Genomic DNA, 18,384 nt, shown 5'->3' with positions numbered 1-18,384 from the left:
TAAAAGTCCTTTTTTGCATCAGACGGCGCGCAGATCACTGATGCCCTGCATGACAATATCGAACAACGGTTTTACATCTGTTTCCTCCAGGCAGGAAAACGCCACACGGATGTTGCGGTCGCCAATGGCGATCAGGCCGACCCCGTATTTGTCGAGCAAATGGAGCCGCAGTTGTTCCGCATCCACATCTTTGAGTCGGATGCACATGAAATAACCGGAATTGAACGGATATACGTCAAATCCGGACCGGTATGCTGGGTCCTTCAGAACGGTTTTAATTCTGGCGGCCCGCTGTTGGAGCAGATTGAATTTTTCCTGTTTCTGCGGGTGATATTCCGGATCTGCCATGGCTTTGAGCAAAATTGTCTGACCCAGGTGGGACGCGTTGGAAATATTGCCCCGGATGCAGCCGGCCGTCTTTTTTTCCAGGGACTGATTCAGGTGATTCATCATTGCCGGGTCTGCTGCCGTCATGCCGTAAGTGATAAATCCCACCCGGAATCCCCAGACATAATCTTCTTTGGTGGCACCGTCCAGTTTGATGGCGGCCAGTCGTTCATGTTTGCCGGCCAGTTTGACAAACAAAGATTCTTTGCTGGTTTCTTCTTCAAAAAACAGTCCGAAATAGGCATCATCACAGACCGCCACCACATGGGTGCCGGATTGTGCGATGGTCAGCAGAATCTCTGCCACCCGGTCGGCTTCCTGTCGGCTCAGCGAATACCCGCTTGGATTGTGGGGGAAATTGAGTATGGTGATGATTTTATCGGTCCGGCCTGCTTCGGCCGTTATCACGGATTCAAAATCATCAATGTTAAATTGTGTCAATGCTTCATCAAAGGCCTTGTAATGTACAATTTTCGCCTGATTGCGCACCGTAAAAGTCATGTTGTAGTTACCCCACATCATATCCGGCAGCACGATCACATCTCCTGGGTTCACCCACATGTCTGAAACCACGGAAACGCCGTGGGTGATGCCCGAGGTAACTACGGGCAGGCTGATCTCTTTTCCGGCCAGGGACGGATTTTTTTCATACAGGTCTTTTTTCCACTGTTCCCGAAGCCCGGGAAGTCCGAAAGACGGGGCATACGGCAGATACTCGTCCGGTTCGATACCCGATATATACCGGGTCACGGCAGGCAGGTTCAAAACATGGCCGCCCTGTTTGGCAATCCCGATGGTGGCGTTGATTTTATGGGCCCGGGCTTTGGCTTCCGCGCTCTGGCTGAGGATGCCTTTCGGGAAAAAAAGGGCTTTTCCCATATCGGACAGCATATCAAAAACATGGGGATTGGCCTGGGATACAATGGCGTTCAATTCTTTTGCAATCGCGTTCATGGGCAGACTCCTCACAAAAAATCAAAAAAAAACTCTGCGGCTTTCTTTTGAAGATGAAAAACCACAGAGTTTTGTAAAATGCGGTCAAAAAACAACTATCTTCTTTTGGAGGCCTTGATCGGGTTGATTTTCTGTTTTTTGGTTTCCGTCGTGGTTTTGATGTGCGTGGCCATGTTGCAGGACCCGTTTTTCCATTTCAGGGATGGATCCGGTGCGGCTTTACAATACATGCCCGTGGGATATTCAGACATTCTCTGGCACCCCATGCATTCCTCCACGACCGGCAGGCAGTTCCCTTCATTATAGCTGCAGCCGGCGGCTGTCATGAATACACAGTCTTCCCCTTCCCTAATCGTTGTACAGATCATGATGCTTTTTTCCTAAATCCTTGTGGGTTTAATTTATCAAAGCCTGAAAAACTGCTGTATTGTCCTGTCAGCAACGTGTTTCAGGGCTGTTGGTTTCCTGGAGATTTTTAAAATCCGGATGGTTAACCGCATTCAGATAGCATAAAAACAGCTCAAATGTCAATCAAAGGCCAACATTTTATGCATATTTTTTTTAAAAATCTTTTTCTTATGGGAAAAATCGGAGGAGTGGTGTATAAATTGATGGATTGAATAACCATAACTCCATGAAATTTTAATGATGATTTTATCCAAAGCCAAAGACGTATTGAAAATTGAAGCCCGGGGTATTTTAGCCCTGGCGGAAAAACTGGATCAGGCCTTTGAAACCCTTGTTCAGGATATCTGTGATACACCGGGACGGGTGATTATCTCCGGCATCGGAAAATCCGGGCTGATCGGCCGCAAAATTGCCGCTACCTTAAGCAGTACCGGTACCAATGCCATGTTTCTTCATCCCGTGGAAGCCGTGCATGGGGATCTGGGCATGGTCAGCCCCCATGATGTGTTCATTGCCATTTCCAACAGCGGGGAAACCAGCGAGCTCAATCAGCTGTTGCCGGTGATCCGGCGTATTGGATGCCGCATGGCCGGATTCACCGGAAATCCGGCATCCACCATGGCCCGTTATTGTGATCTGGTCATTGATACCGGGGTGGAAAAAGAGGCATGTCCTTTCAATATGACACCCACGGCATCCACCACGGCCCAGCTGGCCATGGGAGATGCCCTGGCCGTGGTTTTGATTGAAAAAAAGAGATTTAAAAAAACCGATTTTATGCGGTCTCATCCCGGCGGTGCTCTGGGGCAGCGCCTGGCCAGCCGGGTAGGTGAAATCATGCTCACCGCAGACCAGGCACCCGGTGTGTTTGTGGATGACACCATGACATCCGCTCTGGAGATCATGGACCGGTTCAGCCTGGGAGCTGTGCTGGTACTCAACCGGTACCGGCAATTACAGGGTATTATAACGGATGGGGATATCCGCCACGCCATTGCCCGGGGCATCACGGATTATCACCGGTTGACGGCCGGCGATGTCATGACCCGAAATCCCCGCTGTTCAAGTGTGGACGCCTATCTGTACGATGCGTTGAACCTGATGGAAAAATATGAAATCACGGTGCTGCCCATTGTTGATTCCGACAACCGGCTGGAAGGAATTTTACACCTGCATGATATTCTTGGTAAAGGATCTTTCAAGTTCAACGGAGGCAATCGATGATACCCCATGATTTGTGTACGGATATTCCGGTGCTTGGAAAGGCCAATATTGTTTCTCCCATCAAACGGGTGACCCGGTCGACCCAGCGGCGGCAATCCTTTATTTCTGATGATTCTCGGATCATTGTGGATGTTCAGACGGAATATATCCAGGATGCTGTGGATACCTGTCAGGCGTTGCTCAGTTTTGAACAGGCCGGTCCCAGGGAAAAGATCTATTTTGATCCCAGCAAGCTCAAATGCGCTATTGTGACCTGCGGGGGACTGTGTCCGGGTCTCAATGACATTATACGTGCCGTGGTGCTGGAGCTGTACCACATCTATCATGTCAAAACCATTTATGGCATCCGCCACGGACTCCAGGGATTCATTCCGGATTACGGTCACGACATTCTGGATCTCACGCCTGAGACAGTGGCCGGTATTCAGGACAGAGGCGGGACCATTCTGGGATCTTCCCGGGGCAGCCAGGATATCGGTGTGGTGGTAGACTGTCTGGAACGCATGAGCATCGGGATTCTGTTCATGGTGGGGGGAGACGGCACCCTGATGGCATCCAAAAAAATTGCCGAAGAAATTGAGAAAAGAAATTTAAAGATCTCGGTGGTGGGAATTCCCAAAACCATTGACAATGATATTTTTCTGGTATCCCGGTCCTTTGGGTTCGATTCTGCAGTGGATGTGGCCACCCTGGCGATCAAGGGCGCGCATAATGAATCAGAAGCCTATCCCAACGGCATCGGGCTGATCAAGCTCATGGGCCGTCATTCAGGTTTTCTGGCGGCCACGGCGGCACTGGCCCAGCAGGATGCCAATTTTGTGCTGATCCCGGAAGTGGATATTGATCTATATGGGGATAACGGGTTTCTTCAGGCACTGGAAAACCGGGTCAAAACCCGGAACCATGCCGTGGTGATCGTGGCGGAAGGCGCCGGACAGAATTTTTTCGAAAAAAAGGAAAAAAAATACGATCCTTCCGGTAATATCGTGCTTCAGGATATCGGTCTGTTTCTCAAGGATAAAATCACCGAATGGTTCAAGTCAAAAAATATGGATGTTTCCCTGAAATATATTGATCCTGCCTATATCATCCGCAGTCTGGCAGCCAACGCCAATGACAGTGTATTCTGCGGTCTGCTGGGACGCGATGCGGTCCATGCCGGCATGGCCGGCAAAACCAAACTGCTCATCAGTTACTGGAACAACCATTACGTGCATGTACCCATGGAAGCGTCTGCCGGGCGGCAGAAACGACTGGATCCCAACGGCCGGCTGTGGCAGTCGGTACTGGAGGCCACGGGTCAGGATGTGTACTTCGGCGGATAAGTCACTGCCGGATCAACGGTCCAGTTCCACAAACCGGTCATTTTTTATGGTGATCAGAAACAGCTCTTTACGGGCCGTGCCGTTGCTGTTGAAAAGCGTTTTGCCGGTGGCCCCTTCAAATATTCTTTCTTCCAGAAGGGCGTCTTTCAGATCCTGGCGGGAATTCACCAAAGGGTCCATGGCGGTTGAAATCAGGATCCGGGTCGTATCATAAAAAATGGCTTCCAGCAAACCGGGGGATTCGCCGTACAGGTTTGAAAAGCGCTGGGTGAACCGGACCGTGGCCGGCTTTTGGCTGTGTTCAAAATACCCGTCCGTGATAATGGTATTCTGGTTGTATCTTTTGGTTTGATCCAGCAGACTTGGGTGATGCCACAGATTGGTTCCCAGCAGCACCATACCCCGGGCGTCATGAAAAGCCAGTTGGGGAAGAATCATATTGATCCGGGATGCGGAATCCGGTATGAACAAAGCTTCGAACTCAAGAATGACGGAACCGGATGAATCCGATGGCTGGCTCAACCGTTTTATGAGTTTGCGGACGGGTTCCGTGAAATCATTGCTTTTGCCGTCATACGTCTGCATACCCACCACTTCAGCGCCATATTCGGCCGCAGCTTGTGAAAACAGTTTCATATAGCGCCTGCCATAAGGCTCATCCGGGTAAAGGATGGCGACCTTTTCCAGGCCCAGTGTTCTGAATACATATGCTGCCAGGGTCTGTACCTGCATCCCGGGAGTGATAAAATTGGAAAACAGATACTCTCCGGACAATGCAAAGTCTTGCTTCTGGGTCAGCGCAATCAGCGGGATTTTCAATTCCTGGGCACGGGCACCGGCCTCATCCGCAGCCAGAAGCGGGCCGATAATCCCGGCGACATTGGCTTGATCCAGCTCATCCACACATGCGGCAGCAATATCCGGATCCCCTTGAGTATCTTTGATGACAATATTGAATTTGCGGTTGTGGGCCTCAGCCAAATCCTGAATGGCCAGGTGAATGCCTTTCAACGCTTTCTGGCCGTAAATCGCATATTTGCCGGACAACGGCAGCAGACATCCGATGGTGTCTTTTTTAAACCGATCCTGCCGGATCCATGCCACCCATGCCTGTGCCTCCGGAACCCGGGAATGATCCGGCCAAAGATCCATAAACCGGGTCAATACGTCCACGGCTTTTGCATACTTCGTTTCCTGGGCAAGGATGACTCCCAGCCAGTATTGCAGCAAGGGTTCCGGTACCGCCAGATCCGGTGTTTCAATAAAAGTCTGAATCAAATCCGAGGGCATTTCGGCCAGTACCTGATCGATTCCGTTCATGATTCGATTTTTCTGCGGTGTTTCCGGATTCAGGGCCAGTGCCTGGTTATAGGCATGAAGCGCCGCTTCCAATTCACCGGATTGCATCAACGCGATGGCTTTGGTTTCCAGTGTTTCCACCCGGGCCGCAGTTTGCGCAGTCGGGCCAGGGGTTTGAATTTTTGTTGCGGACGGATCTTGAGATGATGTCCGGGACGGCTTATCAGCGCACCCCCACATCGCACTCATCAGCACGATGATTGACATACCGACCAGAAAACGGATCATCAATAACTGTCTGGGTTTCATATCCATTCTTTTTTTCAAATAACAAGGTTAATGGCTTGCCGAAATATAGGCAAATTTCAAGGAGATGTCAAAAAATCTTTTACCAGGGCCAAGGCCCGGTCCTTTTGCGAGGGCTCAATCCAGACAATGCCCGGTTCTTTTTTAAACCAGGTGAACTGGCGCTTGGCATATCGCCTTGTATCCCGTTTCAAAAGCGATACAGCCGTCTCGATATCCAGCTCATGGTTGATTACTTTTCCCATATGGCGGTATCCGATGGACTGCATGGATTTCAGACTCAGATCATATCCTTTTTTCACCAGACCCTGAACTTCAGTGAGAAGTCCCTGGGCCATCATGATGTCCACCCGCTGATTGATGCGCTCGTACAGGTCATGGCGGTCCATGTAAAGCCCTAAGGTCAGACTGCGGTAACAAGGATGGGCGAACGAATGCTGGGTCTGTCTTTGGGAGATGGGAATGCCCGTCGTTTGAAACACTTCCAGGGCCCGGATGATACGAAATCCGTCATGGGGATGGATCCGCCGGGCCGCAGAAGGGTCGCATGCATCCAGTTGTTGGTGAAGATATGGGCTGCCTTTTTCTTCCAGCGTCTGTGTCAGCCGGGCCAGGGTGTTTTGACACGCCGGCCTGGAACGGAACAGACCGTATAAAAGCGAACGGATATACAGGCCGGTGCCGCCTGCCACAATGGGAATCCGGTTGTTTTGTGTCATGGTATCAATGGTCTGTCCGGCCATCTGTGTGTATTGCGCGGCATCGAAATCTTTTGCCGGATCCAGAAAATCCACCAGATGATGACGTGCTTTCGCCCGTTCGGATGCATCCGGCTTGGCAGTGCCGATATCCATGTACTTGTAAATCTGCATGGAGTCGGCCCCGATGATCTCTCCATTGAATGTCTTTGCCAGAAAGATAGCAAAACCGGTTTTTCCGATCCCGGTGGGACCGCAGACAGTAATGATTTTTTTCATGGATCAACAGTGCCTGTGGTTTTATTCGATAATGGTTGACAATGTTTGACAGATGGTTTTATAACATACTTTTTTAATTAATAACAATTAATAAAAGGAAAATCATTAAGACATATTTAAGACAGTCATCTTAACGTCTGCTGGCTGTTTTGGCTGATATTGTTATATGAATTAAACAGGAGAGACAAAGAATGGAATCAAAAAAAACCGGATCAGTGGTGGTGATCGGCGGCGGTATATCCGGCATGCTCTCGGCACTGGATCTTGCGAACTCCGGATTTTATGTCTATCTGGTGGAAAAAGGCCCGTCCATCGGCGGGGTCATGGCCCAGCTGGACAAGACCTTTCCGACCAATGACTGTGCCATGTGAATAATCTCACCCACACTGGTCGAGGTCGGCCGGCATTTAAACATTGAGTTGTTAACACTTTCCGAAGTTCAGAACATCACCGGTGAAAAAGGCAATTTCCAGGTGGAAATCCTAAAAAAGCCCCGGTATGTCAGAGAAGACCGCTGTATTGCCTGCGGGGCCTGTACTGAAAAGTGCCCGGGCAAATTTGATGACGGGTATAACTCGGATTTGAAAACCCGAACCGCCATTTATGTGGAATATCCCCAGGCAGTACCGTTGAAATATGCCATCAATCCGGCTGCCTGTCTGAAACTGACCAAAGACAAATGCGGGACTTGTCAGGAGGTATGTCCGGCAGATGCCATTGATTACACCATGACTGAAGAGGTCATCACCATCAATACCGGATCCATCATTCTGGCACCCGGTTTCAAGCCGTTTGATCCGTCCCGGTTTGACAATTATCAATATGCAAAATTCGCCAATGTGGTGACTTCCATGGAATTCGAGCGGATCCTGGCGGCCACCGGCCCGACCATGGGACATGTGACCACTTTTCCGAAACTGCCGGCCAATCCCAAAAAGAAAAAAGACAAACTGCTGGCACAAAAACGAAAAGATCCCAAAAAAATCGCCTGGTTCCAGTGCGTGGGCTCCAGAGATGTCAATAAATGCGATAATCCCTATTGTTCCTCGGTCTGCTGTATGTACGCGGTCAAGGAAGCGATCATTGCCAAGGAACATGCCGGCAAAGACCTGGACTGCTCCATCTTTTTCATGGACATGAGAACCCCTGGCAAGGAGTTCGAGAAATACTATCAGGATGCCAAGACCCGGCACGGCATCAATTTCATCCGTTCCCGGGTGCATTCCGTGGTGGAAGATTCGGAAACCGGGGACCTGCACATCCAGTATGTGGATGAAATGGGACAGATTGTCAGAGATACCTATGACATGATCGTGTTGTCCGTGGGTCTTGAAATTTCACAGGAAACCCGGGCGGTTGCCGAGAAATTCAATATTGATCTCACGGAATCCGGATTTGCCAAAACAGGCTCTTTTGAACCGGTGACCACGTCCAGAGACGGTATTTATGTGTCCGGGGTGTTCAACAATCCCAAGGACATTCCGGAATCAGTGCTGGATGCATCAGCTGCCGCCTCTGCCGCCGGTGATGCCCTGGCTGAAGTTAGAAATACCCTGACCAAAGAGATCCCGGCCGTACCGGAAACCAATGTGATCGGTGACCGCCCCAGCATCGGGGTGTTCATCTGTGACTGCGGTTCCAATATCGCGGGTGTGGTGGACTGTCCCCATGTGACCGAATACGCGGCCACCCTGCCCTATGTGACCGTGGCTGAAGAAACCACGTATGCGTGCAGCCAGGATGCCCAGGACAAGATGGTGGAGATCATCAAGGAGAAGGGACTCAACCGCATTGTGGTGGCAGCCTGTACGCCGAAAACCCATGAACCGCTGTTCCAGGAAACCCTGAAGAGCGCGGGCCTGAACAAATACCTGTTTGAGATGACCAACATCCGGAACCAAAACGCCTGGGTTCATAAAAACAATCCGGACATTGCCACGGAAAAAGCCAAGGATCTGGTGCGCATGGCGGTTGCCAAAGCCGGTCTGGCCCAGCCCCTCAAAGAGGAAAAAATCAAGGTCAACGCCTCGGTCATGGTGGTAGGCGGCGGACTGGCCGGCTTGACCGCCGCCAGAAGTCTGGCTTCTCAAGGATATGAAACCCATATTATCGAGAAAAAAGATTCTCTGGGAGGAGAGGCAGTTAAATTATGGAAAACCGCCCAGGGCGAGGATGTACAGCAACACTTGTCCGCCCTGATTCAGGAGGTTCAGTCCAACGACAAAATAGTTGTACATACAAAGACTACCCTGGAAGGGGTGGACGGGTTTGTGGGTAATTTCATCTCAACATTGAAAACCGATGATAAAACCACGGAACTGGAACACGGCATTGCGGTCCTGGCCACCGGTGCCAAGGCCCTGGAAACCACCGAATACGGTTTGGGGCAAGATGAGCGCATCATTCGGACTCTGGATCTGGACAGAATGTTCATGGACAACGACCCGAAACTGGATCAAGTCCAATCGGCTGTGTTCATCCAGTGCGTCGGCTCCAGAGAACCGGAACGCCCCTATTGTTCCAGAGTGTGCTGTACCCATTCCGTCGAAAATGCCATTGCGCTCAAGGAAAAAAATCCCCAGATGGACGTGTTTATTTTGTATCGGGATATCCGGACCTATGGGGAACGGGAACTGCTTTACAAAAAAGCCCGGGAAAAAGGGGTCATTTTCATTCGGTATGACGTCACGGATAAACCTGAAGTGACCGTGGAAAAGGACTATGTGGCCGTGACCCTTAAAGATCATGTGCTTAATCAGCCGGTCACCATTCACGCGGACCTGGTCACTCTGGCCACGGCCCTGGTGCCCAGAAAAGATGAGCGCCTGGCCAATTTCTTTAAAGTCCCCTTGAGTGATGAAGGCTTTTTTGTGGAAAAACACGCCAAACTGGGACCGGCGGAGTTTGCCACGGACGGGGTGTTTGTGGCGGGTTCCGGGCATTATCCCAAACCCGTGAACGAGGCCATCACCCAGGGTCGGGCTGCCGCGTCCCGGGCTTTGACCCTTTTGGCCAAAAAAGACAGCTTGTTCACCTCCGGCACCATTGCCAGCGTGGATGTGCAGAAATGCTCCGCCTGCGGGGTTTGCGTATCCATCTGTCCCTACAATGCCCCGTCATTTTTGACCGAAGGCCGGTTTGAAGGCAAAGCGGATATCAATGCGGTGCTGTGCAAAGGCTGCGGCCTGTGTGTGGCATCCTGCCGATCCGGTGCCATCCATCTGCGGGGATTTGATACCAACCAGATTTTTTCACAGATTTTTGCCCTGGGTGAAACAGCTTAAAGGAGATACAATCACATGACCGAAAAAAATATAAAAATCGTCAGTTTTCTGTGCAACTGGTGCTCTTACGGGGCCGCGGATCTGGCAGGGGTCAGCCGGATGGAGTACCCGGCGGACATCCGGGTGATCCGGATCCCCTGTTCGGGACGCATGAGCCCGAAATTCATTTTATCCGCCCTCAGGGAAGGTGCGGATGCCGTGTGGGTATCCGGGTGACATCCCGGCGAATGTCATTACCTGGATGGTAATTATTATGCACGGAGAAAATTTGCGATGATGGGCAACCTGCTGGAACATATGGGAGTGGATCGGGACCGGATCCATTTTTCCTGGATTTCTTCGGCTGAAGCCACCAAGTTCGTGGATGTGGTCAAGGAAATTTCAGAAAAGGTCAGAGCCCTGGGCCCCAATAAAAAATTTGTCAAAGATTATAACAAATAAAGGTGTGAACTATGGATACCTGTATTGAAAAAATAAGGGCCATTGGTGCGGACCTGCTGGCCAAGGGCACAGTGGAAAAAGTGATCGGATTTGCCGATGGCTCCATTCCCATGGCCACCCGGCCGGTGGCTTTAACCTCTGATAAAGATGTGGGCAAACTGGTTTTCAACTCGGTATGCGGTCTTAACCTGGCCAATTATGTCTCGAAAAACAGCCTGTCAAAAAAAGAGGGAAAAATCGCTGTGGTGGCCAAAGGCTGTGATGCCAGAAATCTGGTCACCCATATCGTGGAAAATCAGATTTCCCGGGAACAGGTCTATATCATCGGCGTGCCCTGCACCGGCATGGTGGACAAACGAAAAATTGCGGCTTTGTTTGAGGATGAAATCACAGGATTTGAAGAAGACGGCGATACGTTGACCATCACATCCGCTTCAAAGACAGAAACGGTGAAGAAAGCGGATGTACTGCGGCACAACTGCCGGGTATGCACCCATCGGAATCCGCCGGTCTATGATGTGATGGCCGGAGACCCCGTGGAAGAACAGACCCTGGATCAGCCTTATGAGGACGTGGACCGGATCGCTGCCATGGATCCGGATGCCCGATGGGCCTATTTTGAAAAACTCACGGAAAACTGCATCCGGTGCTATGCCTGTCGGAATGCCTGTCCTTTATGCTACTGCCCCACCTGTTTTGTGGATGAATCCGGTCCCCAGTGGGTGGGTAAAGGCCAGAACGATACCGATGTCGCCACATTTCATTTCCTGCGGGCCTTTCACTGCGCCGGCCGGTGCACGGACTGCGGGGCTTGTGTGGAAGCCTGCCCCATGGGGATCAATGTCCGGGATTTCACGCGCAAGCTGAACAAGGACGCGTTGGAACTGTTTGGATGGGAAGCCGGCCTGGATCTGGACAAACGGCCGCCGCTGGATGTTTACAGCCCCAATGATCCCAATGATTTTATCAAGTAAACAAAAAGGGTATGAATATGAATTTCATTACAATTGATAAAAAAGACTGGGCCCCGGGGGTTGATCAATCCAGGAAAACCTATCGGGTCTATGGTCCGGTTGAAGATAAGAACGGCTGCCAGATCAAGCCTCTGGCACCGGATATGCAGCCAAAAATGGATGCCCCTGTCACGGTCATGTCTGCCAAATCCGTGCTGTTTCCCCAGACCGAAAAAATATTGACCGCCACTCTGGATGAATCAAAAGAGGATCATCATGTCATGAAACCGGTGGAAACCGATGACATGCCCCGGGTGGTTTTGGGCATCCGGCCTTATGATGCCAAAGCCGTACACCTGGTAAAGCTTAATTTTGACAATCCGGATTATAAAGACCCATACTGGTGTGCGGCGTATGACGCAACCACATTTGTGGGGTTGGGCGTGACCCGTCCCGGGCCGTGTGATTTTTCAACGGCCGTGGGAAGCGGACCGTTCAGTGAAGAAGGCCTGGACGTACTCATGGCAGATATGGATGACAAATATCTGGCCAAGATTTTGACGGAAAAAGGCGAAAAATGGGCCGCAGCCTGTGGATTCGCTACGGCGGCAGACCCCAAAGAAAGCCAGGTCCTTTTCGATGTCCTGAAAAAAGAAGCGGAAAAACAGATCCAGGCGGATGTCAATACGGACAAGCTGGCCCAAAAAACCATTCTGGATCTGTATGACGCGCCTTTCTGGGATGAGGTGGCATTTTCCTGCATCAACTGCGGGACCTGTACCTATGTCTGCCCCACCTGCTGGTGTTTCGACATTCAGGACGAGACCCGGCACAACACGGCCGTGCGGTTCCGCAACTGGGACACCTGTATGTCTTCGTTGTTCACCCATCACGCCTCCGGCCACAACCCCAGAGGCACCAAGGTCCAGCGGGTCAGACAGCGGTTCATGCACAAGCTCAAGTATTTTCTGGACAAGTATGACCAGGGAATCATGTGCGTGGGATGCGGACGGTGTGTGGCTTCCTGCCCGGTGAACATCGATATCCGGGAGGTGTGCAACCGGATGAACGATTACGAGACAACCAAATAGCGAACATCAAGGAGAATTCACATGGAAAACCCCTATTTGCCGTATCCGGTTCGCATTGATGATATTGAAGTGGCAACGGAAGATAAATCCCTTAAAACGTTTACTTTTGTATTTGTAAACCCGGAAGATGAAGAAAAGTTTGCCTATAAAGCCGGCCAGTTTGCTGAACTGTCCATCCCCGGCGTGGGTGAAATTCCCATCGGCATTGCCTCATCTCCGGTGGAAAAGGGATTTGTCAAATTCACGGTCTTCCGGACCGGTGTGGTCACCACCCATCTTCACAACATGAAGAAAGGGGATCTCATGGGCATCAGAGGACCTCTGGGCAACTGGTATCCCTGGGACAAACTGGAAAACAAAAATGTGGTCATCATCGGCGGCGGATTTGCCTTCACCACGCTGCGGTCCTCCATTGTCTATATGCTGGATCCGGCCAACCGGAAAAAATTCAAAAACATTGATGTGGTCTACGGGGCCCGTTCTCCCGGCATGCTGTTATACCGGGAGGAACTGTTTGACTGGGAAAAACGCGATGACATCAACATGCACATCACCGTGGATGGTACGGATGATCCCGACTGGAAGTACCATACCGGGTTTGTGCCCCAGGTAGTGGAGGACAATGCACCGGTTGCCGATGAAGACACCTACGCCATTGTGTGCGGACCGCCTATCATGATCAAGTTCACCCAGCCGGCATTGACCAAGTTGGGGTATCAGCCCCATCAGATTATCATGTCTCTGGAAAACCGGATGAAGTGCGGCATCGGTATGTGCGGACGCTGCAATATCGGCAAGGAACTGGTGTGCAAAGACGGACCGGTGTTTACACTGGAAGAGATCAACCAGACTCCGAAAGAATATTAAATTCAAAGGAGTTGGCGTTTAATTTTTTATGTTTCAATATGATTCTTTATTGACAAGGACAGGTCGCTGAGATATGTTTAGTTTTCAATTATCGAGGCTGACCTTAAGAAGCCAAGACAGGATATGTCTTAATGTGATAGAAAAAAACAATTTACAGGAGGAAAGTTTACATGGCAACAATTGAATTTAACGGGAAAACATTTGAAGTAGATGAGGATGGGTTCCTTCTTGACTACAATTCCTATTCAGAAGAATGGGTGGAGTATGTGAAAACCCAGGAAGGGATTGAGGAAATGACCGATGAGCACTGGCAGCTGGTAAAAGTGCTCCAGGACTATTATGAGAAAAACGGGATTGCTCCCATGGTCCGGGTTCTTTCCAAACTCACCAAGTTCAAGCTCAAACACATTTATGAGCTGTTTCCCTCCGGCCCCGGCAAAGGTGCCTGTAAAATGGCTGGTCTTCCTAAACCGACCGGGTGCGTATAAGCCGCTGGTTGATTTGATCGATTTTTAAAGGCCCTGTTTTTACAAAAACAGGGCCTTTGTCGTTTACAGTTCCTGGGATCCGGTTTGCTTAATTGTCGGTTTTATTAAGCCTGATCCCCTCCCGGCCCCAAACCTTTCTACAGGATCGATACATGACTGCCATCAGCGAGACCGACAAAACCATTCTCAACCTGATTCAGCTGGATTTTCCCATTGATGCCCGTCCGTTCAGGGTTCTGGCGGAGAAACTGGACCTTACCGAGGAAGAACTCATCGCGCGTATTCAGGCCATGAAGGATTTACAGGTGATCCGGCGTATCGGCGGTAATTTCAGCCCGGATCGTTTAGGTTATTATTCCACCCTTTGTACGGCAAAGGTGCCGGAAAAAAAAATCGATCTGTTCACCCGCACTGTCAATATGTATGCCGGTGTCACTCACAATTACATGCGGGACCATGAGTTCAACATCTGGTTCACATTCATCGCCCCTTCCCGGGATCAGATCGCTGAATCCTTAGAAGAGATTTCCCGCCAGACCGGGGTTTCCCCCATATTGAATCTTCCCGCCACCCGGGTATTTAAAATTTCCGCCAATTTCAAGCTATGAAACCGGTGACCCTTTGTCTGGCCATCGTTACCTGCTTGTGTAACCGATTTAAAGACAATCTGAACGCCTGTTGCGATATTATTTCAACCGCGGCCCGCAAAGGCGCGGATATGGTGATTTTTCCGGAAATGACGCTTACCGGGTATGGCACGGATCATCGGTTTTCCAAACAAGTCCCACCCATGGATTCCCAAGTGATCCAAACTTTTGCCCGGCTGTCTGATCAACTGAATCTCGCGATTCTGATCGGTCTGGCTGAAACGATCAATGAGCGGATTTACGGGTCTCATCTGGTATTCATCCCCCATACCCCTTACGGCAAATATCAGAAACTGCATATTGCGCCCAATGAACAGGGAATTTTCACGCCCGGCACCCGAATTCCGGTATTTGCGCATGGCGGAGTCAAATTCGGCATCCAGCTGTGTTATGATGCCCATTTTCCGGAACTGTCCACGGCCATGGCATTGCAGGGGGCGGATCTCATTGTTTTGCCCCATGCGTCTCCCCGGGGGAATCAACAAGACAAATTTACTTCCTGGATGCGGCACCTGCCGGCCCGGGCATTTGACAATGGGGTGTTTGTGGCGGCGGTGAACCAGACCGGGGATAATGGGGCGGGATTGGAATTTCCCGGTCTGTCCGTGGTGATCGGACCGGACGGGAAACTGATCTCCCGGTCTTTACCCAAAAATAATCATCTGCATGTTGTCACTTTGGACCCGAAACAGCTGGCACATGTCCGGTCTCATCGTATGCGGTATTTTCTGCCTCACCGGCGCAAGGATCTGTTCCCGATTATTGGCTGACCTGCATCCGCCGATTCTGGATATAGGCGTCCCGGATCGCCGCATAAGGATCCAGTGCCGCTTTTTTCATGCTTTCATAGTCACCGATACGAAAAGATGTCCGGTTGATGATGTCCAGGACATCAAGTCCCAGTTCCAGTTCCCAGGGCGAGACATAGTCGATGGGGTCCAGCACGAAATAATCTCCGGCCATGCCGATGGCATCCCGAAGCGTGGATGGACCCAATACCGGTAAAACCAGATAAAATCCTTCCTTGATGCCATAGGTTCCCAGCGTCTGGCCCAGATCTTCTTTTTGGGTATGCATATCCAGGTATTTCTGGGCCACCTGGTTGAACCCCAGAATTCCGGCAGTGGAGTTAACCAGAAAAATTCCAAATTCATCCGAGGCCTGTTCCAGTTTCCACTGCAACAGGTTGTTTACAAACCGGATAGGAAACATCAGATTATGGAAAAAATTGCGGATCCCCTTTCGGGCCGGTGTGGGCATCACGGTTTTATACCCGGTGGCAACGGGTTTGAGTACATAATAATATAAGTTATCGTTGACCACATACATGGCATAATTAAAATAAAAAAATGGATCCGCCACAGGGGCGACGGCCTTACCGGCCGGTCCTTCTTCAAAAAAATCATCTTCAAAAAATGAGTCGGATGACGGGTCGGTCTTCGGTTCACTGGGCTGCACGCTAGCTTGATTTTCGGCAGAAGGCGACTGGGACCATGCCGGCGGTGATACCAGACCGATTAATACACAGATTCCCAGAATGAGTATCCATTGATATTGATTTATGTGTTTCATTTGACCTGTTTCCCTGGTATGTGTGAAATATGGTTGTCAGTCTCAAGGAGAATCATTGTTGAAAATGAATTTTTTTATCAATGATTCAATATCCAGAGCGGATTCGGTATTTTCAATTTCAGCGTCTTCAGCCAGCATAAAATCGGACCCGCCCGGCAGGATTTCAATGAATTTTTCACCAATGATTCCCGCAGTTCTGACGGAAGCGATACTGTCTTCTGAAATTTCTATTTGACTGTCAATTTCCATTGTTACCTTTGCCACCAGATGGTCTGGGTCAATGGCAATATCAGACACATTTCCGACCCGAACCCCTGCCAGGTCCACAGATGCTCCCGTTTTCAGGCCGGAAACCGAAGAAAAATAGCCATGAATGGTATACCGGTCTTTGAAAAATCGGGAGAATTCCCCCACAACCAGAAACAGATACCCGGTGCAGATAACGGTGATAATGACAAAAAAACCCACATAAAAATCACGTTTTCGATCGGTCATACAACATTTCCCTTCCTCTGATAAATGCACACGCAGTTTCATGTTCACATGCCATGATTTCCTGCCGGGTTCCTTTGAAAACAATCTTTCCTTCATCCAGCAGCGCGATCTGTTGTGCCAGATCAAAAATGTCCGGAATATCATGGCTGACGATCACGGCGGTAAATCCGAATTGTTTCTGAAATTCGCGGATCAAATGGTGTACGTCATTTTTGCGTATCGGGTCCAGGCCTGTGGTGGGCTCATCAAACAGAATCAGTTCCGGATCCGTCACCAGAGCTCTGGCCAGGGCCACCCGTTTGCGCATGCCGCCGGACAGTTCAGACGGATATTTATGATCAATGCCCTCAATACTCAACCGGGCCATGCGGTCATGCACTTTTTTCCGGATTTGTTCAACCGTCATTCGTGTGGTTTCCGTCAGCGGCAGTGCAATGTTTTCAAATGCCGTGAGAAAATCAAACAATGCGTTGTCCTGAAACATGTAGCTCATGTTTTTTTTAAACTGCCTGGCCTGTTTGCTGGAAAGCCGGTTCAAGGACTTACCCTGGATCAGCACGTCTCCTTCATCTTCTTTAACCAGGCCCACGATATGTTTGAGGAGAACTGATTTGCCGGAACCGCTCTTGCCGATCACCACGGTGACGGTTCCTTTGTCTATGGACAGATTGACCCCTTTGAGAACTTCCAGGTTGCCGAATCGTTTATATACGTTTTTGAATTCAATAAAAGGCTGGGTCATAGCTCTCATACCAGAAAATAAGTGATCGCATAATCAAAGATCAGAATCCAGATGCACGATTGCACCACAGCGCTGGTGGTGGCCAGAGAAACTCCTTTGGCACCGGTTTGCCCCTGATTGTTCATGTGGGCGAAATATCCCCGGTAACAGCAGATGGTAGCGACCACCAGGGCGAATACAAAGGATTTGATAAATCCGCCCCAGATATCTATCATTTTGACACTCTGGATCACTTTGTCCATGTAAACGGTTTCATTGATTCCCATTAACAGGGAACCGGATAAAAATCCACCGAATATACCCACCACATCAAAAAAAGCCGTCAGCAAAGGAAAACTGATCAGAGCGGCCAGGATTCTCGGGCTGAAAATAAACCGGACGGGATTGATCTGCATGGTGACCAGTGCATCGATCTGTTCGGACATGCGCATGACACCGATTTCAGCCGTCATGGCCGATCCGGCCCGGGCAGTAATCATGATGGCTGTCAGAACCGGGCCCAGCTCGCGGATCAGGCTCAGGGCCACGGCCGCTCCCAGAGCCGCTTCCGATCCAAAGTCCACCAGTGAGTAATAGCCCTGGAGTCCTAAAACCATGCCGGTGAACAAGCCGGTCAAAAGAATGACAAACAGGGATTTTGCCCCGATAAATCCGATCTGATCCAGGGTTTTGTTCCCTTGAAACGGCAAGACCGCGATCTGCCGGATTCCGGCAAGAAAAAACCGGATCAGACGTCCCGTGGATTCAATATAACTGGAAAAAGGACTTCCAATGGTTTCTATTAATCGGGTGATCATAATCTTAAGGCTTATACCTGAATCAACTTTAAAAAACAAGAAATAGAAAAAACAAGAATATTGGATTGACACAAAAGCCAAAAAACAATACCTATAATTGTATTACACAATGAAACAGCCAGAATAA

General features: G+C 50.0%; 18 protein-coding genes. 10 read left to right on the top strand and 8 right to left on the bottom strand.

Annotated features, from left to right (window positions below):
• Positions 1-18: 18 nt before the first annotated feature.
• Positions 19-1,341 (bottom strand): aminotransferase class I/II-fold pyridoxal phosphate-dependent enzyme, encoded by a 1,323-nt coding sequence (locus DPO_RS13275; protein ID WP_006966504.1) that lies wholly within the window; start codon positions 1,339-1,341, stop codon positions 19-21.
• A gap of 95 nt (positions 1,342-1,436) precedes the next feature.
• Positions 1,437-1,709: a PxxKW family cysteine-rich protein gene (locus DPO_RS13270; RefSeq protein ID WP_006966503.1), complete on the bottom strand. Its 273-nt coding sequence runs from the start codon at positions 1,707-1,709 to the stop codon at positions 1,437-1,439.
• 277 nt (positions 1,710-1,986) lie between these two features.
• Here DPO_RS13270 and DPO_RS13265 point away from each other — a divergent pair, with 277 nt between their 5' ends.
• Both DPO_RS13265 and DPO_RS13260 read left to right on the top strand, forming a co-directional pair.
• Complete coding sequence (locus DPO_RS13265) at positions 1,987-2,973, top strand: KpsF/GutQ family sugar-phosphate isomerase (protein ID WP_006966502.1); 987 nt, start codon at positions 1,987-1,989, stop codon at positions 2,971-2,973.
• Complete coding sequence (locus DPO_RS13260; protein WP_006966501.1) at positions 2,970-4,298, top strand: ATP-dependent 6-phosphofructokinase; 1,329 nt, start codon at positions 2,970-2,972, stop codon at positions 4,296-4,298. Before DPO_RS13265 ends, DPO_RS13260 begins: the two co-directional genes overlap by 4 nt.
• Positions 4,299-4,310: 12 nt before the next feature.
• Here the strand turns inward: DPO_RS13260 and DPO_RS13255 are convergent, their stop codons facing one another.
• Both DPO_RS13255 and miaA read right to left on the bottom strand, forming a co-directional pair.
• Complete coding sequence (locus tag DPO_RS13255; protein ID WP_006966500.1) at positions 4,311-5,906, bottom strand: penicillin-binding protein activator; 1,596 nt, start codon at positions 5,904-5,906, stop codon at positions 4,311-4,313.
• Between the two features lie 56 nt (positions 5,907-5,962).
• Entirely contained in the window at positions 5,963-6,880 is a 918-nt protein-coding gene (miaA, locus tag DPO_RS13250) for a tRNA (adenosine(37)-N6)-dimethylallyltransferase MiaA (RefSeq protein ID WP_006966499.1), read from the bottom strand.
• Between the two features lie 191 nt (positions 6,881-7,071).
• Between miaA and DPO_RS13240 the strand changes: the two genes are divergently transcribed.
• From DPO_RS13240 to DPO_RS13200, 8 genes are all read left to right on the top strand, one after another.
• A complete protein-coding gene (locus DPO_RS13240; protein ID WP_152427663.1) occupies positions 7,072-10,164 on the top strand; it encodes a CoB--CoM heterodisulfide reductase iron-sulfur subunit A family protein in 3,093 nt (1,030 codons plus the stop codon).
• Between the two features lie 15 nt (positions 10,165-10,179).
• Complete coding sequence (locus DPO_RS24595) at positions 10,180-10,605, top strand: hydrogenase iron-sulfur subunit (RefSeq protein ID WP_152427662.1); 426 nt, start codon at positions 10,180-10,182, stop codon at positions 10,603-10,605.
• Positions 10,606-10,616: 11 nt separating this feature from the next.
• Complete coding sequence (locus tag DPO_RS13225; RefSeq protein WP_006966494.1) at positions 10,617-11,579, top strand: 4Fe-4S dicluster domain-containing protein; 963 nt, start codon at positions 10,617-10,619, stop codon at positions 11,577-11,579.
• Between the two features lie 17 nt (positions 11,580-11,596).
• Complete coding sequence (locus tag DPO_RS13220; protein WP_006966493.1) at positions 11,597-12,649, top strand: 4Fe-4S dicluster domain-containing protein; 1,053 nt, start codon at positions 11,597-11,599, stop codon at positions 12,647-12,649.
• A 21-nt stretch (positions 12,650-12,670) separates the two neighbouring features.
• Complete coding sequence (locus tag DPO_RS13215; RefSeq protein ID WP_006966492.1) at positions 12,671-13,516, top strand: FAD/NAD(P)-binding protein; 846 nt, start codon at positions 12,671-12,673, stop codon at positions 13,514-13,516.
• A 170-nt stretch (positions 13,517-13,686) separates the two neighbouring features.
• Complete coding sequence (locus tag DPO_RS13210; RefSeq protein ID WP_006966491.1) at positions 13,687-14,004, top strand: TusE/DsrC/DsvC family sulfur relay protein; 318 nt, start codon at positions 13,687-13,689, stop codon at positions 14,002-14,004.
• Positions 14,005-14,156: 152 nt separating this feature from the next.
• Positions 14,157-14,612 carry a siroheme decarboxylase subunit alpha gene (gene ahbA, locus DPO_RS13205; protein ID WP_006966490.1) on the top strand — a complete coding sequence of 152 codons (456 nt, stop codon included), beginning with the start codon at positions 14,157-14,159 and terminating at the stop codon, positions 14,610-14,612.
• A complete protein-coding gene (locus DPO_RS13200) occupies positions 14,609-15,421 on the top strand; it encodes a nitrilase-related carbon-nitrogen hydrolase (protein ID WP_006966489.1) in 813 nt (270 codons plus the stop codon). Before ahbA ends, DPO_RS13200 begins: the two co-directional genes overlap by 4 nt.
• Here DPO_RS13200 and DPO_RS13195 read toward each other — a convergent pair.
• The 4 genes from DPO_RS13195 to DPO_RS13180 are packed head-to-tail and all read right to left on the bottom strand — an operon-like array spanning position 15,411 to position 18,257.
• Complete coding sequence (locus tag DPO_RS13195) at positions 15,411-16,223, bottom strand: MlaA family lipoprotein (protein WP_006966488.1); 813 nt, start codon at positions 16,221-16,223, stop codon at positions 15,411-15,413. The genes DPO_RS13200 and DPO_RS13195 overlap by 11 nt on opposite strands.
• Positions 16,224-16,265: 42 nt before the next feature.
• On the bottom strand, positions 16,266-16,718 hold the full coding sequence (gene mlaD / locus DPO_RS13190; RefSeq protein ID WP_006966487.1) for an outer membrane lipid asymmetry maintenance protein MlaD: 453 nt from the start codon (positions 16,716-16,718) through the stop codon (positions 16,266-16,268).
• Positions 16,699-17,460 carry an ABC transporter ATP-binding protein gene (locus DPO_RS13185; RefSeq protein WP_040011890.1) on the bottom strand — a complete coding sequence of 254 codons (762 nt, stop codon included), beginning with the start codon at positions 17,458-17,460 and terminating at the stop codon, positions 16,699-16,701. The genes mlaD and DPO_RS13185 overlap by 20 nt, the downstream gene beginning before the upstream one ends.
• A gap of 5 nt (positions 17,461-17,465) precedes the next feature.
• Positions 17,466-18,257: an MlaE family ABC transporter permease gene (locus DPO_RS13180; protein WP_006966485.1), complete on the bottom strand. Its 792-nt coding sequence runs from the start codon at positions 18,255-18,257 to the stop codon at positions 17,466-17,468.
• Positions 18,258-18,384: the final 127 nt, after the last annotated feature.

This window comes from Desulfotignum phosphitoxidans DSM 13687, from assembly GCF_000350545.1.
In the GTDB taxonomy this organism is placed as follows: Bacteria; Desulfobacterota; Desulfobacteria; order Desulfobacterales; family Desulfobacteraceae; genus Desulfotignum; species Desulfotignum phosphitoxidans.
The sequence above is the reverse complement of the archived record's forward strand: the minus strand, read 5'-3'. Positions and strand labels throughout refer to the sequence as shown.

Coding starts and splice junctions, on each gene's coding strand:
- DPO_RS13275 (WP_006966504.1), bottom strand. CDS start 1,341: ATGAACGCGATTGCAAAAGAATTGAACGCCATTGTATCCCAGGCCAAT.
- DPO_RS13270 (WP_006966503.1), bottom strand. CDS start 1,709: ATGATCTGTACAACGATTAGGGAAGGGGAAGACTGTGTATTCATGACA.
- DPO_RS13265 (WP_006966502.1), top strand. CDS start 1,987: ATGATGATTTTATCCAAAGCCAAAGACGTATTGAAAATTGAAGCCCGG.
- DPO_RS13260 (WP_006966501.1), top strand. CDS start 2,970: ATGATACCCCATGATTTGTGTACGGATATTCCGGTGCTTGGAAAGGCC.
- DPO_RS13255 (WP_006966500.1), bottom strand. CDS start 5,906: ATGAAACCCAGACAGTTATTGATGATCCGTTTTCTGGTCGGTATGTCA.
- miaA (WP_006966499.1), bottom strand. CDS start 6,880: ATGAAAAAAATCATTACTGTCTGCGGTCCCACCGGGATCGGAAAAACC.
- DPO_RS13225 (WP_006966494.1), top strand. CDS start 10,617: ATGGATACCTGTATTGAAAAAATAAGGGCCATTGGTGCGGACCTGCTG.
- DPO_RS13220 (WP_006966493.1), top strand. CDS start 11,597: ATGAATTTCATTACAATTGATAAAAAAGACTGGGCCCCGGGGGTTGAT.
- DPO_RS13215 (WP_006966492.1), top strand. CDS start 12,671: ATGGAAAACCCCTATTTGCCGTATCCGGTTCGCATTGATGATATTGAA.
- DPO_RS13210 (WP_006966491.1), top strand. CDS start 13,687: ATGGCAACAATTGAATTTAACGGGAAAACATTTGAAGTAGATGAGGAT.
- ahbA (WP_006966490.1), top strand. CDS start 14,157: ATGACTGCCATCAGCGAGACCGACAAAACCATTCTCAACCTGATTCAG.
- DPO_RS13200 (WP_006966489.1), top strand. CDS start 14,609: ATGAAACCGGTGACCCTTTGTCTGGCCATCGTTACCTGCTTGTGTAAC.
- DPO_RS13195 (WP_006966488.1), bottom strand. CDS start 16,223: ATGAAACACATAAATCAATATCAATGGATACTCATTCTGGGAATCTGT.
- mlaD (WP_006966487.1), bottom strand. CDS start 16,718: ATGACCGATCGAAAACGTGATTTTTATGTGGGTTTTTTTGTCATTATC.
- DPO_RS13185 (WP_040011890.1), bottom strand. CDS start 17,460: ATGACCCAGCCTTTTATTGAATTCAAAAACGTATATAAACGATTCGGC.
- DPO_RS13180 (WP_006966485.1), bottom strand. CDS start 18,257: ATGATCACCCGATTAATAGAAACCATTGGAAGTCCTTTTTCCAGTTAT.